Origin of the sequence: Spongorhabdus nitratireducens (assembly GCA_947387575.1) — a bacterium.
GTDB lineage: Bacteria > Pseudomonadota > Gammaproteobacteria > Pseudomonadales > Endozoicomonadaceae > CANDOC01.
Genome location: CANDOC010000003.1, coordinates 333,074 through 350,039 on the forward strand (window position 1 = coordinate 333,074; position 16,966 = coordinate 350,039).

At 52.1% G+C, this 16,966-nt stretch carries 13 protein-coding genes and 2 tRNA genes; 1 reads left to right on the forward strand and 14 read right to left on the reverse strand.

Features of this window, described 5'->3' with window-relative positions; genetic code table 11:
* Positions 1-219: 219 nt before the first annotated feature.
* Positions 220-2,073 (forward strand): RNA polymerase sigma factor RpoD, encoded by a 1,854-nt coding sequence (gene rpoD, locus ACYZZ0_RS08045; protein WP_461536088.1) that lies wholly within the window; start codon positions 220-222, stop codon positions 2,071-2,073.
* Positions 2,074-2,417: 344 nt separating this feature from the next.
* Here the strand turns inward: rpoD and ACYZZ0_RS08050 are convergent, their stop codons facing one another.
* The 14 genes from ACYZZ0_RS08050 to folP all read right to left on the reverse strand — a co-directional run bounded on the left by ACYZZ0_RS08050 (position 2,418) and on the right by folP (position 16,874).
* Entirely contained in the window at positions 2,418-2,762 is a 345-nt protein-coding gene (locus tag ACYZZ0_RS08050; protein ID WP_461536089.1) for a hypothetical protein, read from the reverse strand.
* A gap of 188 nt (positions 2,763-2,950) precedes the next feature.
* Entirely contained in the window at positions 2,951-5,056 is a 2,106-nt protein-coding gene (gene pnp, locus ACYZZ0_RS08055; protein WP_461536090.1) for a polyribonucleotide nucleotidyltransferase, read from the reverse strand.
* Between the two features lie 586 nt (positions 5,057-5,642).
* Positions 5,643-5,912, reverse strand: a complete 270-nt coding sequence (gene rpsO, locus ACYZZ0_RS08060) for a 30S ribosomal protein S15 (RefSeq protein WP_461536091.1) — start codon at positions 5,910-5,912, stop codon at positions 5,643-5,645.
* Between the two features lie 223 nt (positions 5,913-6,135).
* Positions 6,136-7,077: a tRNA pseudouridine(55) synthase TruB gene (truB, locus tag ACYZZ0_RS08065; RefSeq protein ID WP_461536092.1), complete on the reverse strand. Its 942-nt coding sequence runs from the start codon at positions 7,075-7,077 to the stop codon at positions 6,136-6,138.
* A gap of 3 nt (positions 7,078-7,080) precedes the next feature.
* Positions 7,081-7,470 (reverse strand): 30S ribosome-binding factor RbfA, encoded by a 390-nt coding sequence (gene rbfA / locus ACYZZ0_RS08070; protein WP_461536093.1) that lies wholly within the window; start codon positions 7,468-7,470, stop codon positions 7,081-7,083.
* Between the two features lie 182 nt (positions 7,471-7,652).
* Positions 7,653-10,175 carry a translation initiation factor IF-2 gene (gene infB / locus ACYZZ0_RS08075; protein WP_461536094.1) on the reverse strand — a complete coding sequence of 841 codons (2,523 nt, stop codon included), beginning with the start codon at positions 10,173-10,175 and terminating at the stop codon, positions 7,653-7,655.
* A 27-nt stretch (positions 10,176-10,202) separates the two neighbouring features.
* A complete protein-coding gene (gene nusA, locus ACYZZ0_RS08080) occupies positions 10,203-11,714 on the reverse strand; it encodes a transcription termination factor NusA (protein ID WP_461536095.1) in 1,512 nt (503 codons plus the stop codon).
* 75 nt (positions 11,715-11,789) lie between these two features.
* Positions 11,790-12,245, reverse strand: coding sequence for a ribosome maturation factor RimP (gene rimP / locus ACYZZ0_RS08085; RefSeq protein ID WP_461536096.1), 456 nt, complete (start codon positions 12,243-12,245; stop codon positions 11,790-11,792).
* 649 nt (positions 12,246-12,894) lie between these two features.
* Positions 12,895-12,971, reverse strand: a tRNA-Met gene (locus tag ACYZZ0_RS08090).
* Positions 12,972-13,097: 126 nt separating this feature from the next.
* Positions 13,098-13,184 (reverse strand) — tRNA-Leu (locus ACYZZ0_RS08095).
* Positions 13,185-13,364: 180 nt separating this feature from the next.
* Complete coding sequence (secG, locus tag ACYZZ0_RS08100; RefSeq protein WP_461536097.1) at positions 13,365-13,805, reverse strand: preprotein translocase subunit SecG; 441 nt, start codon at positions 13,803-13,805, stop codon at positions 13,365-13,367.
* A gap of 3 nt (positions 13,806-13,808) precedes the next feature.
* Positions 13,809-14,552, reverse strand: coding sequence for a triose-phosphate isomerase (tpiA, locus tag ACYZZ0_RS08105; protein WP_461536098.1), 744 nt, complete (start codon positions 14,550-14,552; stop codon positions 13,809-13,811).
* Between the two features lie 119 nt (positions 14,553-14,671).
* Positions 14,672-16,003: a phosphoglucosamine mutase gene (gene glmM / locus ACYZZ0_RS08110; RefSeq protein WP_461536099.1), complete on the reverse strand. Its 1,332-nt coding sequence runs from the start codon at positions 16,001-16,003 to the stop codon at positions 14,672-14,674.
* A gap of 37 nt (positions 16,004-16,040) precedes the next feature.
* Positions 16,041-16,874 carry a dihydropteroate synthase gene (folP, locus tag ACYZZ0_RS08115; RefSeq protein ID WP_461536100.1) on the reverse strand — a complete coding sequence of 278 codons (834 nt, stop codon included), beginning with the start codon at positions 16,872-16,874 and terminating at the stop codon, positions 16,041-16,043.
* Positions 16,875-16,966: the final 92 nt, after the last annotated feature.

Below are 16,966 nucleotides of genomic sequence, written 5' to 3' on the forward strand. Positions count from 1 at the left end.
AATTAAAACAATTTGAGCTGTTTGTGCTGTTTCGCAAAGGCGATTTATCCTGAAATTACCCGTGTAATTCTGGACGGAATCGAAAAATGCAAAAAAAGCGCGCATTCATGGCTGTTTCGCTATACGACTTCCCTCCACACTTATGGCATCCGATATTGCCCATAAGCTATACTTGACCGCTTACGGTTATCGTCCGCTGTTCGCTCTCAAAGGGTTGATATGTCCGCAAATTCGCAACAACAATCCAGACTCAAGGAACTCATCTCCCGTGGTAAGGAACAGGGTTACCTGACTTATGCCGAGGTGAATGACCACCTGCCTGAGGACATTTCAGATCCTGATCAGGTAGAAGATATCATTCGCATGATAAACGACATGGGTATCCCGGTGTATGAAACCGCACCGGATGCCGATACCCTGCTCATGAATGAAGCGGATACCGACGAAGCTGCAGCCGAAGAAGCTGCCGCTGCGCTGGCTGCTGTCGAACAGGAAGCAGGTCGTACGACAGATCCCGTTCGTATGTACATGCGTGAAATGGGTACTGTTGAGCTTCTGACCCGTGAAGGCGAAATCAAGATCGCTAAGCGGATTGAAGAAGGTCTTCGTGGTGTTATGTCCGCACTGTCGAGTTTCCCCGGCAGCGTTGACATTGTACTGGGTGAATACAACAGAATTGTTGAAGAAGAAGGTCGCCTGAGCGATCTGTTCAGTGGTTACATTGACCCTGACACCCCCGAGTCTCTCGCTGCTGCTGCCGCTGCAAAAGACGAAGCGGCTGCACTGAAGGAAGCCATTGAAGCCGGTGCCGCTTCAGAAGAAGACGACGAAGAAGAAGGTGCATCAGGCCCTGATCCGGAAGAAGCTAAAGAACGCTTCGGTCTTCTGCATGAAGCAAACGAAAAGTTAATTGCAGCACTGCAAACCTGCTCGGACAGAAAGAACCCTGACATTCAGGCTGCGCTCGCAGAAGTTGCTGAATACTTCATGCCGATCAAGCTGGCACCGCGGGTATACGATGTTCTTGTATTCCGCATCCGCAGTGCGCTGGATCAAATTCGCAGGAATGAACGTGCAGTGATGCAACTTTGTGTGCGTCAGGCTCGCATGCCTCGCCGGATTTTTATCAAAGAATTCCCGGGTAGTGAAACTAACCGCGAATGGCTTGACCAGATGGCGGAAAAATTCCCGGATTATGCTGCCGGCCTGAAGCGCAGCCGTCTGGAAATTCTGCGTGCACAGCGCAAGCTGATCGAAGTACAGGACGAGTTCTGCATTTCCCTGAATGACATCAAGGAAATCAACCGTCGTATGTCGATCGGTGAAGCCCGTGCTCGTCGCGCCAAGAAAGAGATGGTTGAAGCCAACCTGCGTCTGGTAATTTCTATCGCCAAGAAATACACCAACCGTGGCTTGCAGTTCCTCGACCTGATCCAGGAAGGCAACATTGGTCTGATGAAAGCTGTCGACAAGTTTGAATATCGTCGCGGCTACAAGTTCTCGACCTATGCGACATGGTGGATCCGTCAGGCAATCACCCGCTCCATCGCTGACCAGGCCCGCACCATCCGGATTCCGGTTCACATGATCGAAACGATCAACAAACTGAACCGTATTTCCCGCCAGATGCTGCAGGAAATGGGACGCGAGCCAACTCCTGAAGAGCTGGCCGAGCGTATGGAAATGCCTGAAGACAAGATCCGCAAGGTGTTGAAGATCGCCAAAGAGCCGATCTCCATGGAGACGCCGATTGGTGATGATGAAGACTCCCATCTGGGTGACTTCATCGAAGATGGCAACCAGGATTCTCCAATTGACTCTGCTACCATCGAGGGTCTGAAGGAAGCCACAACCGACGTCCTGTCCGGCCTGACCGCACGGGAAGCCAAAGTCCTGCGGATGCGTTTCGGTATCAACATGAATACCGATCACACCCTGGAAGAAGTCGGCAAGCAGTTTGACGTTACCCGTGAGCGTATTCGTCAGATCGAAGCCAAGGCGCTGCGCAAGCTGCGCCACCCGACTCGCTCCGATCATCTGCGCAGCTTCTTGGACGACAATCAGCCTTCCTGATCCCGTCCGGAATCTGAACCAAAAAACCCGCCAGCAGGCGGGTTTTTTTATGCTCCAAGCCAAACTTACACAGCTCTGAGCCCTTCTTATTAAGTTAGATAGCCGTATGTGCCCCAGCCAACAGGTAAGGAGAATACTCCAACCAAAAGAGCATTCTTATATAAAGTTAGCGACCTTTTTCGCGGCCATCCCAACATCAGTAAAAGCCATAAAACAGCTGAGTACCCACCGAGTATCAAATTCGAGAATGCTGCCGACAAAAAACCAATAAGCAAACCCAAACTACAAGCTATCAACAGAATAAAAGTCCACTTATTTTGCTCGACTCCAGTCCAGAACACCCTTTACCTCTCAACCCGCCATAACATTAAAGACAGCGAAAAACCCGCCATAAACACCACAGTTAAAGCAATCAACACAGCACTTATTGCTGGCAGACCAAAATAAATTAAGTAAATTATGGCCAGGAAGCCAATCATAAAATTGGCAGCACTTAACAACAAAAAAGCCTTGGGATATTTATATAGGCCGAGACTCATGAGCCCCATATAGAGAAAAACAAGAAGAGCCCCAAGCGTTCTGTTACCCGTCGGATTTTCTAGAACCTTATTTATAAAGCCATAGAAATATAGAGCCGCTATCAGACTATAGCCAGCCAATAGTACTTTTCGTAGAAATTCACTATTCATAACATTTATCGGCTTAGACTTCCGACTCAACTCAACCTTCAAGAAACTGAACCCGCTTTTTATAAGCAGGATCCCTCCAAATAGCTCAAAGCAAGGTTAACTCATCGCTTACGACGACCTTTTACAAAACAAAAAAACGGGAGCCAATTGGCTCCCGTTTTTAATCAGTAACGATCAGTTTTCACTAATCAGCTCTGCTGCTGTTGCTCCTGGGCAACGTCCTTCATGCTCAGCTTGATACGGCCGCGGGCGTCTACATCCAGAACCACAACCTTAACAACATCACCTTCTTTCAGGTAATCGCTGACACTGTTAACGCGCTCGTTGGCAATCTGGGAAATGTGAACCAGACCGTCTTTACCCGGCAGAACCTGTACAAACGCACCGAAGTCAACGATACGCTGAACGGAGCCTTCGTAGATCTGACCGACTTCAACTTCTGCAGTAATGGTCTTGACGCGATCTTCCGCAGCCTTGCAGACATCCTTGTTGTCGCCGAAGATTTTCACAGTACCGTCATCGTTGATGTCGATGCTGGCAGTGGTGTCTTCACAGATGGAACGAATGGTAGCACCACCCTTACCGATAACGTCACGGATCTTGTCCGGATCAATCTTCATGGTAATGGTCATCGGCGCGTTTTCAGACAGTTCCGTACGGGAGCTGCTGATCACCTTGTTCATTTCATCCAGAATGTGCAGTCGGGCATCACGCGCCTGTTCCAGCGCAGTTTCCATGATCTGGTCGGTAATACCTTCGATCTTGATGTCCATCTGCAGCGCAGTAACACCTTCAGCGGTACCGGCCACCTTAAAGTCCATGTCACCCAGGTGGTCTTCATCACCCAGAATGTCAGTCAGAACGGCGTGCTTGTCGCCTTCCTTGATCAGACCCATGGCGATACCGGCAACAGGTGCCTTCAGCGGTACACCGGCGTCCATCATGGCCAGACTGGAACCACAGACAGAAGCCATGGAGCTGGAACCATTGGATTCGGTGATTTCAGAAACTACGCGAATGCTGTACGGGAATTCTTCTTCGGTCGGCATCATGGCCTGAACACCACGACGAGCCAGACGACCGTGACCGATTTCACGACGACCCGCGCCCATCATACGACCACACTCACCTACAGAGTAAGGAGGGAAGTTGTAGTGCAGCATGAACGGCTCACGACGCTCACCTTCCAGGTAGTCAACCATCTGGGCATCACGTGCAGTACCCAGAGTAGTGGTTACGATAGCCTGGGTTTCACCACGGGTGAACAGGGCAGAACCGTGAGTCTTCGGCAGAACACCGACTTCAACACCGATCGGACGAACAGTCTTGGTATCACGACCATCGATACGCGGCTGACCATTCAGGATGTTCTGACGAACAACGGTCTTTTCCAGCTTGGAGAACAGCTTGCTGACTTCAGCAGCTTCCGGCTGACCTTCTTCGTCACCCGCCAGCTTCTCAACAGCTTCATCACGCAGGGCAGCCAGTGCGTCGTTACGTACCTGCTTTTCAGCGATACGGTAAGTTTCAGTAATGCGGGCTTCGTATTCGCCACGAATGGTGCTCATCAGCGCTTCATTTTCAGCAACTGCTTCCCACTCCCAGCGAGGCTTGCCGGTTTCCGCAGCCAGCTCGCTTACAGCTTTGATCACTTCCTGGTAGGACTGGTGAGCAAACAGTACAGCACCCAGCATTTCATCTTCAGCCATTTCCTGAGCTTCGGATTCAACCATCAGTACTGCTTCAGAGGTACCTGCTACAACCATGTCCAGCTCAGACACAGCCAGCTTTTCAAAGCTTGGGTTCAGGATGTAGCCTTCTTCTTCAATAAAGCCTACACGTGCAGCACCGATCGGACCATTGAACGGAATACCGGAAATAGACAGCGCCGCAGAAGTGGCGATCATGGCAGCGATATCCGGATCATTCTTCTTGTCGGCAGACATAACAGTCAGCACGACCTGAACTTCGTTCATGAAGCCTTTCGGGAAAAGCGGACGAATCGGACGGTCGATCAGACGGGAAGTCAGGGTTTCCTTTTCGGAAGGACGACCTTCACGCTTGTTGTAGCCACCCGGGATTTTACCGGCAGCGTAAGTCTTTTCCTGATAGTGTACAGACAGCGGGAAGAAGTCCTGGCCTTCGCGAGCGCTCTTGGCACCAACAACAGTTGCCAGTACAGCAGTCTCGCCCATGGTGCACATAACAGCACCAGTAGCCTGACGTGCAATTTTTCCGGTTTCCAGGGTTACAGTCTGGTCACCGAATTGAAATGTTTTAGTTACCGGGTTCACACAGTTTTCCTTCTGGTAAATGTAAAGTACCGCAAATCATCGTGTTTTCAACTCACTGGAATAATCCATTGAAAACCTGTTGGTTGCGGTCTGAATTAAATTCAACAAAACACCAGAGACGAACCAGATACCGGTCAAGTACCAGAGCATAAGAAAACCGACATACCTGCTCTTGCAGGAATAGTCTTATCGGCTTGCTTATGCCCGGGCACCCGTCGTTTGATTTTAACGACGAAGGCTCGTCTTTCTGGCGAATATTTATTTCAAAGCTATTAAAAAGTTATCAACAGAAGATGCTAATAACAGATTTAAAGCCTCAACTGGAATAGCAGAAACGTTTATTTTCAGAACCTGACTGAAAAAGAGCCCAATCAGCTTCAACAAGCGACCCTACTCTCCAGACTCACAGTTATCCGGAAGATAACTGATCAGACACAAATTATAAAAACACCGCTACCAAACAACCAGAATTTCCGGCGTTGATAACGGTGCTTTTCTGCTTTACCTGTTAATCAAATGATCAAAGGCAGTGAGCAGGCTGAGATACGCCGTGCAGCGTATCGCTGATCGCAATGCAATCTGCAGCTTAGCGACGCAGACCCAGACGAGCGATCAGGGAGCGGTAACGCTCAACGTCCTTACGCTTCAGGTAGTCCAGCAGGTTACGACGCTGGTTTACCATGCGGATCAGACCACGACGGGAGTGGTGATCGTGGATGTTGCTCTTGAAGTGACCCTGCAGGCCTTCAATGTTAGCAGTCAGCAGAGCAACCTGAACTTCAGGGCTGCCAGTGTCATTTTCAACACGGCCGAATTCTTTAACGATTTCTGCTTTCTTTTCTGCAGTCAAAGCCATTTTCTGAATCTCCAGAGAATATGCGTTATACAACGGATCTGCCTTCAGCCTCTCTCGAAGAGCCACCTCAGGCAGAACACTTGTTCAGGTATGACCGTGCATATCAACAGCCAACCCAAATTTCCCCGCGCTTTCAGCCTGCTGGCTTCAAGCCCGGGAAGAACAAGAGAGCAATTCTAACACCAACTGATCGTTCTCTCCAGTCGGCGCAGCGCCGCCCTGATTAGCCGTTCACCCTTATCAGGCGGCGGGGAGCCACCCGGCCATCATCATCGATCTCGCCAATGCCCAGGAAACAGCGCTGGCCATCAACTTCACCGTAGATCCGCACCTGACCGCTGGTAGGCATCTGGGGCACCTGAATCGGCTGACCATGCAGCATATAGTGAGTACTGGACTCACCCAGCTGCACCAATGGCCAGTCGCTGACAGCACTGTCTACCGCCAGCAGAAGCTCATCCAGCGCCGCATGGCCACCGTTATCACGGATTCCTTCCAGTTGCTCCAGGGTATATTGCTGCTGCTCGGTATAAGGACCGGCCTTGAGGCGACGAAGCTGGGCCACATGAGCACCACAGCCCAGCGCTTCACCAATATCATCCACCAAAGTACGGATATAAGTGCCCTTACTGCAGTCCACTTCCAGAATGGCTTCGACACAGTCACCGTCAACGATGAAGTCCAGCAGGTCGAGACGATAGATATTAATCGGACGCGCGGGGCGCTCGACTTCAATACCCTGACGAGCCAACTTATACAGGGGCTCGCCCTTGTATTTCAGGGCTGAGAACATGGATGGGATCTGATCAATCGGCCCACGAAACTGTTCCAGCACCTGCTCCAGATCCTGTCGGGTAACATGCACCGGACGCTCGGAAACAATCTCGCCTTCAGCATCGCTGGTTTCAGTACGAATGCCCAGTCGGGCTGTAGTGCGGTAAGACTTGTCAGAATCCAGCAGATACTGGGAAAACTTGGTGCCTTCACCCAAGCAAATCGGCAATACGCCAGTCGCCAGCGGATCCAGACTACCGGTATGCCCGGCCTTGGCGGCACCAAACAGGCGCTTAACCCGCTGCAGCACATCATTGGAACTGGCGCCCTGCAGCTTGTCTACGATCAGGATGCCGTTAACATCACGGCCTCTGTTACGTCTTCTGCCCACGACTTACTCCTCGTCAGCAGCCGGTTTTTTGTCACCTTCAATTTCCATCGCCCGGTCAATCAGGGAGGAAAGTTCGCGACCACGACGCAGACTGGCATCATACTGGAAGCGCAGCTGCGGTGTTGCGCGCATGCGAATGCCCTTGGCCAACAGACTACGCAGGAAGCCGGATGCTTCATTCAGGATTTCCAGTGCCTGATCAATTTCCTTCTGGGTGTCCAGTCCCAGGAAGGTCACAAACACCTTGGCGTAAGACATGTCACGGGTTACATCAACACCGCTGACAGTCACCATCCCCAAACGGGGATCTTTCATTTCCAGCTGGATAATGCCCGCCAGTTCACGCTGGATCTGATCAGATACACGACGGGACCTAGTAAATTCTTTTGCCATAATTTTCTCTACAGCTTGCTTTCAAGCCTGCCTGCAGCCTGCCTGAAAGAGTATCCACATACGACAACACCCTCTTGCATCCATAGCGACACAAGAGGGTGTTTCGTCATGTCAGACATCTGGCTTATAACCAGAAGGAAGGCAGATTGTTATTGAATCTGCACTTCCAGTGTCTTGCATGCTTACAGGCTGCGCTGAACCTCAACAGACTTGTAGACTTCGATCTTGTCGCCTACACGTACATCGTTGTAGTTCTTCACACCGATACCACATTCCATGCCGTTACGGACTTCGTTAACGTCATCCTTGTAGCGACGCAGGGATTCCAGCTCGCCTTCGTAGATAACAACGTTGTCACGCAGTACGCGGATACGCTCGTTGCGGAATACAGTGCCTTCAACAACCATACAACCGGCAATCGCGCCAATCTTCGGTGCACGGAAGACATCACGTACTTCAGCAACACCCACGATTTCTTCGCGGAACTCGGCCTTGAGCATACCGGTCAGAGCCTGCTTCACGTCATCAATGATGTCGTAAATAACGCTGTAGTAACGCAGGTCCAGACCTTCGCTTTCAACGATACGACGGGCAGTTGCATCCGCACGCACGTTAAAGCCGACCATAACAGCCTGGGAAGCCAGCGCCAGGTTAGCGTCGGTTTCGGTGATACCACCTACGCCACCGGAGATAACCTTAACCCGGACTTCATCGTTACCCAGCTCTTCCAGAGCCGCGGTCAGTGCTTCCAGAGAACCACGAACGTCGGCCTTGAGTACAATGTTGAGTACTCGGGCTTCTTCTTCGCCCATGCTGCTGAACAGGTTCTCCAGCTTGGCTGCCTGCTGACGGGCCAGCTTGACTTCACGGAACTTGCCCTGACGGAACAGTGCAATTTCACGGGCCTTGCGCTCGTCCTTAACGAAGATCAGTTCGTCACCAGCATCCGGAGTACCGTCCAGACCCAGAATCTCAACCGGGATACACGGACCAGCCGCCTTAACCGGACGACCATTCTCGTCCAGCATGGCACGGATACGGCCATACTGCTGACCAACCAGTACGTTGTCGCCCTGGTTCAGCTGACCACTCTGTACCAGTACAGTTGCAACCGGACCACGGCCCTTGTCCAGGCGGGATTCGATAACAACACCACGTGCCGGACCTTCTGCAACCGCTTTCAGTTCCAGTACTTCTGCTTGCAGCAGTACGGATTCCAGCAGGTCGTCGATACCCATACCAGTGTGTGCAGATACCGGTACAAACTGGACGTCACCGCCCCAGTCTTCAGGAATAACATCACGGGCCGCCAGTTCATTCTTGACGCGATCCGGATCAGCATCTTCCTTGTCCATCTTGTTGACAGCAATAACCAGCGGTACACCGGCAGCACGAGCGTGCTGTACAGCTTCCTCGGTCTGCGGCATTACGCCGTCGTCTGCTGCAACAACCAGGATGACGATATCGGTTGCCTTGGCACCACGTGCACGCATTGCGGTAAACGCTGCGTGTCCCGGAGTATCCAGGAAGGTAATCATGCCGCGCTCGGTTTCTACATGGTAGGCACCGATGTGCTGGGTAATACCACCAGCTTCGCCAGCCTGTACCTTGGCCTTACGGATGTAGTCGAGCAGAGAGGTCTTACCGTGGTCAACGTGACCCATAACGGTAACAACCGGTGCACGTGCGATTTCATCGCCGGCAATCTCTTCAAAGCTTTGATCCAGGGTATCCTCGATCGCATCCGCCTTGATCAGCTTGACCTTGTGACCCATTTCCTCAACCACGATAGTGGCTGTATCCTGGTCAATCACCTGGTTGATGGTCGCCATGGAGCCCAGCTTGAACATTACCTTGATAACGTCAGCTGCCTTGATTGCCATCTTGCTGGCCAGTTCAGCCACAGTGATGGTTTCCGGAATGGAAACTTCACGTACAATTGGCGCAGTCGGCTTGGCGAAACCGTGACTCAGGGCTTCGGAAGTCAGACCACGACGCGGTGCACCGCGACCGCGACGGTCATCACGACCACCTCGACCACGACCACGGCCACGACCACGATCATCATCATCACGACCGCCGGCCTTCTTGCCACGACGCTTGTTGTTGCCACGGCGGTCATCACCACCACCGCTTTCCTTGCGCTTGGCCTGCTCTTCAGCCTGCTTGCGGCGGGCTTCTTCCATCGCCTTACGCTGGACTTCTTCTTCAGCCTTGCGCTTGGCAGCTTCTTTCTCTGCGATCTTGCGTGCTTCTTCAGCTTCGCGAACGCGGATAGCCTCTTCAGCTGAGCGACGCGCTTCCAGCTCGGCACGACACTTGGCATCGCCTTCAGCAATGTGAGCAGCGTCTTCAGCAATCTTCTGCTTTTCCTGCTCGGCTTCAGGGCCCAGTTCACGCTGTTTCGGGATAGAGCGCTTCTTGCGCACTTCCACGTTAACTGTCTTGCTCTTGCCGGCAGCACTGGAAACTTTCAGGGTGCTGACGGACTTGCGCTTCAGGGTGATGCGGCTCTGATCGCTCTCGGCCGGTTCGTCTACCCCATGACTGCTCTTCAGGAACGCCAGCAGCTGTCTCTTTTCACCATCGGAAATAGACTCTTTACCGCTTGTCTGGGACAAACCGGCTGCATTAATCTGCTGCAGCAAACGCTCCACTGGGGCGCCGACCACTTTCGCGAGCTGTTCAACCGTTACTTCTGCCATTCACACTCTCCTCTAAAGTGGTCCCGATTACTGCTGGCTTTCTTCAAACCAGGGGGCACGTGCGGTCATAATCAATGCACCTGCACGCTCGGCATCCATACCTTCAATTTCCAGCAGCTCATCGATAGACTGCTCGGCCAGATCTTCCATGGTGATGACACCGCGACCTGCAAGAACCCAGGCCAACTCTTCGTCCATGCCATCCATTTCCAGCAGGTCGTCTGCCGGCTTTTCGCCTTCACGACGCTCTTCAGCCGCAATTGCCTGAGTCAGCAACTGGTCTTTGGCACGCGTGCGCAGCTCACCAACGGTGTCTTCGTCCAGACCGTCGATCGCAGCCATTTCCTCCAGCGGAACGTAGGCTACTTCTTCCAGCGAAGTGAAGCCTTCTTCTACCAGCAATGCTGCCAGATCGCCGTCAACACCCAAGTGTTCGATGAACAGGTTGGCCATCTTGCCCGCTTCCTGGGCATGCTTTTCGCGCGCCTGCTCTTCGGTCATGACGTTCAGGGTCCAGCCGGTCAGTTCACTGGCCAGACGCACATTTTGTCCACTACGACCGATAGCTTGCGCCAGGTTATCCTCGGAAACAGCGATATCCATGCTGTTGGAATCTTCATCCACAACAATGGAAGCCACTTCAGCAGGCTGCATGGCATTGATAACGAACTGAACCGGATTGTCATCCCACAGTACGATATCGATACGCTCACCGCCGAGTTCGCCGGATACAGCCTGAACTCGTGCACCACGCATACCAACACAAGCACCAACCGGGTCGATACGACCGTCATTGGTCTTGACCGCAATCTTGGCACGCAGGCCCGGATCACGTGCAGCACCGCGGATTTCAATCACTTCTTCAGCGATTTCCGGCACTTCGATTTTAAACAGCTCGACCAGCATGTCGGGCGTACTACGGCTCAGCATCAGCTGGGGACCACGATTTTCCTCGCTGACACCCTGCAGCAGCGCACGACAATGACTACCTACACGCAGCACTTCACGCGGGATCATCTGATCACGACGCAGTACTGCTTCGGCATTGTTGGTCATACCGTCAACAGCACCGAGATCCACAAAAATTGCGTCACGTGTTGTCTTCTTGACGGTACCGGTTACCAGCTTGCCTTCCTTGTGACGGAAAGAGTCGACCATCTGGCGACGTTCCGCTTCACGGACCTTCTGCACGATAACCTGTTTGGCGGTCTGGGCTGCAATCCGGCCAAAGGCAACGGATTCAATCGACTCTTCCCAGATATCACCAATCTCCAGTGCTTCGTCTTTTTCCTTACCCTCGTCCAGGGTCAGGTGAGCACCGGGAATTTCAAAATCTTCATCAGCAACCACAGTCCAGCGACGGAAGGAGTCGTAGTCACCGGATTCACGATCAATGCTGACCCGAATGTCAACTTCATACTCGAAGCGCTTCTTGGTGGCTGTAGCCAGAGCACTTTCGATAGCCTCAAAAATGACTTCGGGGGCCACGCCCTTCTCATTGGAGACGGTGTCAACGACCAGTAATATGTCTTTGCTCATTCTCTGCCTCGCGTCATTCGTATTCCTGTCACAACCCGTTACTTCAGGTCTGTTTCTGGCGGAACTCCGTCAGACTCAGAAGGACGGAACCAGATTAGCTTTTTCTATGCTATCGAAAGGAAACAGGTATTCATGCCCGTCACATTCCAGCACGATGTCCTGGTCCTCGATACCCTTTAACAGTCCCTTGTATTTACGCCGTCCTTCGAACGCTACCCGCAGCTTCAGGCTTACGACACCGCCTTGGTATTGTTCATAGTGAGACAGCTCAAACAATGGACGATCCAGCCCCGGAGAAGACACTTCAAGGTTATATTCACCGGCAATCGGATCTTCTACATCCAGCAGGGCACTGACCTGACGGCTGACTGCTTCACAGTCCTCCAACTGAATTCCGGCCTCTTTATCAATAAAGATCCGGAACACACTGTCACGCCCGCGTGAGAGGTACTCCACCCCCCACAGCTGAAAACTCAGGCCCTCTACAACAGGCCGTACTAATTCGGTTAACTGTTCGGCTCTTGTCGCCACCTGACTGATACTCCGTAATAAATGCAAAACTCTTCAAAGGCATGATGGCCTTCAAAGCACTATCTGCCCGGAATCTGTCGGCCAGCAACCTGACGACACCTATATGTCGAATACTACTTGCCGAACATAAATCACACCGGTGTCGGAAACATCCAGATATCCTTAACACCAGCTGCCGGGACTAACCCGGCGAAAACAAAAAAAGGGCTCAAAGCCCATTTTTCTTCCAGTCACATCCGTGACTGAAGCAGCGAACACCCGCCAATCTGCAGCTACAGATCGGGCCAGCTTCGGACTCAACGGCAACACATCCGTTATCCACCGTAAAAAGCTGACAGGTTACGCCTGGCAAGCGATGCAGGTATGCGTCACATCATGAATACACCTGCATCTTCAAGCCACTTCCCAACCCTGTCACAGTTCTTTGGCTCTGTGGCAGTTGTTACGAAACATGCTGTTTTCCTCAAAGGATACAACGTTCAGATCCACTCCAATGCACGACACTTTGATTATTCCAAAGCATCATCCCCATAGCCGGATCCGAATACATTCTCATATTTTTCAGGACACCTGCTTAACAGATCCCCCTGAAAAGTTTTTTGAACACATAACAAAAAGCCCCTCACATGGGGGGCTTTTCAAAAAATTTTGGTAGCGGGGGCTGGATTTGAACCAACGACCTTCGGGTTATGAGCCCGACGAGCTACCAGACTGCTCCACCCCGCATCAAAATCTTACATATGTATCTCTGTAAACTTGACCCCAGCAGGATATCTCGTCATTAAAGATAACACATGCTGAAATACTTGAAACTTGTTTCACCTGAACGCTTGAAAAGCACAAGGTTCAGATTGGTGCCGAAGGCGGGACTTGAACCCGCACGATCATACGATCACCACCCCCTCAAGATGGCGTGTCTACCAATTCCACCACTTCGGCCTGAGCACTCCCGAACTATAAGCTTCAGGACTGGAGAGCGCATACTTTATACATCAGATAGTAATAACTTGTCACCATCTTCACTACAAAGTTGCTCTATCGCACAACCCTGAATTACTCCAAGTCCGGGAGTAATCGAAAGCTCAGCTTACTGCTCGCCATCAACCTGTTGCTTACGACTTATTCGCCGGAAGTGTTGGACGCAGCACCTGAATCGCCTTCATAATCGGTGGAGGAGTCTAACACAGGAACATCACCCGCGGTAGTGCTTTCTCCACTTTCAACGGCATTACCCAGAACCGGTGCATCAGAATCAACCGGAGCAACAGCCGGGGCTTCTGATTGCTGCTCAACTACAGCCGGAACACCCAGATCAGCACTGCCCTCAGCCTGATACTTGGCAAAGAATGCCAGACCAAAGCTGGTGACAAAAAACACGATAGCCAGCACCGAAGTCAGACGTGCCAGAAAGCTGGTTGAACCAGAGCTACCAAATACTGTCTGAGAAGCTCCACCACCAAAGGAAGCACCAGTATCAGCGCCTTTCCCCTGCTGTATCAGCACCAGACCAATTACTGCCAGTGCTACGAGCACATGAACAATCAGAACAACCGTTTCCATTACCTACCCTGCAGCACGACTAATTTTAAGAAATTCTTCTGCCTTTAATGAGGCGCCACCAACCAGACCGCCATCGATATCTTCCTTGGCGAACAGTTCAGCAGCTGTACCCGCGTTAACACTACCACCATACAAAATTCGTGTCTTCGCCGCCAGATCAGCAGAATAACCGACAAGCATATCACGAATTGCGGCGTGAACCTCCTGTGCCTGCTCAGGAGTGGCTGTCAGACCGGTACCGATAGCCCATACCGGCTCATAAGCGATAACAATCTCACCTGCAGAATCAAACTGATCCAGCACAGCCTTGACCTGGGCACCCACACGCTCAATGGTAGTACCAGCTTCACGCTCTTCCAGAGTTTCACCGACACACAGCACCGGCACAATACCCTGTTCGACCAACCGCTGCACCTTGGTAGCGACAACTTCATCAGTTTCACCAAACAGGGTACGGCGCTCGGAGTGACCTACCAGTACATACTTGCAGCCCAGATCTTTTGCCATCACAGCAGAAGCTTCACCGGTGAAGGCACCTTTCTCCTGTTCAGCACAGTTCTGCAAACCCCAGGCTATGCCCGAGTCAGCAAGCATTTCTGCAACATTCGCGACATAAACAGACGGCGGGAAAACGGCCATTTCAGCCTGCTGTCCCCGGTCACCGGAGGTCAGTCCGTCTACAAGTGCTGCATTTTGTTCGCAGGAACCGTTCATTTTCCAGTTCCCGGCTACCAGTGGTCGCCGCATGGCACACCTCAGTTCTCTAGAGCAAAATGCTTTCTGCCGTCGTGGATAAAGCAGAAAACATTTTTGCTTATGACTAAATTCGGAAGGGCAGCAATATTAGCGTACCCCTTTCAACCTTTTCAACTGGCAGCACTGGCTACAACATCTGCCAGCTCACGCGTCAGGGTATTAACCTGATCTGCGTCACGTCCTTCAATCATTACCCGGACCACAGGCTCGGTACCGGAAGAGCGCAGCAAGACGCGACCGGCGTCGCCCAGCTTGCGTTCAGTTTCACTGACTGCCTGCAGAACAACTTCAGTATTTACAACAGACTTTGGCGCCTGCACATTAATCATGACCTGGGGGCACATGGTCATACCCTGCACCAGTTCACGCAGGCTCTTGCCACTCTCGACAATAGCCTTCAGCACCTGCAGTGCCGCCACAATACCATCACCTGTTGAAGCCACATCACGACAAATCAAATGCCCTGAAGACTCACCACCAAGATACCAGTCATGCTTCAGCAGCAGCTCGTTAACATAACGGTCTCCAACCTTGGCTCGCACAAAGGGAATATCCCGCTCCTGCAATGCCTGTTCCAGCCCCAGGTTCGACATCAGGGTGCCGACAACACCACCCTTGAGTTCACCTGCACGCTGGCGTGCATCGGCCATAACAAACAGCAACTGGTCACCGTCAACAATCTCACCCTGGCCATCAACCATCAGTACCCGGTCAGCATCACCATCAAACGCAATACCCAGATCGGCCTTCTCATCCTGTACCAGTTGCTGCAGTCGCTCCATATGAGTGGAACCAACATTTCGGTTGATATTCAAACCATCCGGCTTGTTACCCATCACGACAACGTCGGCACCCAGCTCTTCAAATACTGCCGGGCCAACATGATAGGCTGCACCATGAGCCGCATCGACAGCGATTTTCATGCCCTGCAGATTCAGTCGGGTTTTGGCACTGGCTTTACAGAACTCGATATAACGCCCCGGAGCATCGACCAGACGACTGGCTTTACCCAGCGCATCAGGTGCTACAACTTCAAAATCTGCGTCCAGCATAGCTTCAATCGCTTCTTCCACCTCATCTGGCAGCTTGGTACCCGCTGAAGAGAAGAACTTGATGCCATTATCATAGTAGGGGTTATGGGAAGCGCTGATCACAATACCCGCATCAGCATTAAAAGTTCGGGTCAGGTAGGCAATGGCCGGTGTTGGCATCGGACCCAGCAGGCAAACATCAACACCTGCAGCGGAAAGCCCAGCTTCAAGTGCAGACTCAAACATATAGCCGGAAATCCGGGTATCCTTGCCGATCAGCACCTTACCGCCGCCATCGCCGGCCAGCACACGACCGCAAGCCCAGCCCAGTTTCTGTACAAATTCAGGCGTCACAGGGAACTGGCCAACCTTGCCACGAATGCCGTCCGTCCCGAAATACTTTCTTCCCATGACCACTTATCTCTTGATTTTCACTTCAAAATAAAAATTATTCGGCCTGCATCACAGCCGCCAGCATATCGACCACATCACGGGTCTCCGGTACATCATGAACCCGGATAATATGCGCGCCTTTCATCGCAGCCATCGCAGCCAACCCCAGGCTGGCATACAGTCGTTCATCAACCGGGCGATCCAGCACTTTGCCAATCATGCTCTTGCGGGAGACACCAACCAGCAGTGGTTGCTCCAGCTCCAAAAACTTCTCCATGTGCTTCATCATGGAAAGGTTGTGATCCAGCGTCTTACCAAATCCGAACCCGGGATCCAGAATAATATTTTCCCGTTTGATACCCGCAGCCTCGCAGGCACTGATTCTGTCCTGCAGATACTGACACACCTCATCCACAACATTTGTGCGATAGGTCGGGTTATCCTGCATATCCTCAGGCTCACCCTGCATATGCATCACACAAACTGGTAATCCCGAAGCTGCTACAGCTTCCAGCGCACCCTCACGCCGCAGCCCCCGAACATCATTCAGGATGCCGGCACCTGCAGCAGCGGCCTGAGTCATGACTTCCGGAGTACTGGTATCCACAGAAATCACCACATCGAACCGGCTGGAAATACCTTCTACTACCGGAATAACTCGATCCAGTTCATCCTGTACGCTGATACGAACCGAACCCGGACGGGTGGACTCACCACCGACATCAACAATATCAACACCGGCTGCCACCATAGCAGCCGTATGGCGCAAAGCACTGTCCAGCGTGTTGAAACGACCACCATCAGAGAACGAATCCGGAGTGACATTCAGAATACCCATCACTGCCGGACGACTCAGGTCTAGCTCCCGACTTGCACATTTCAACCGCATCAACAGCACTCCCCAGACAAACTCAAGCTATTATCGTGACCGCTACCTGATAGCTGACACCTGAGAGATCTCTGCCTGAGAGCCTCTGAGAC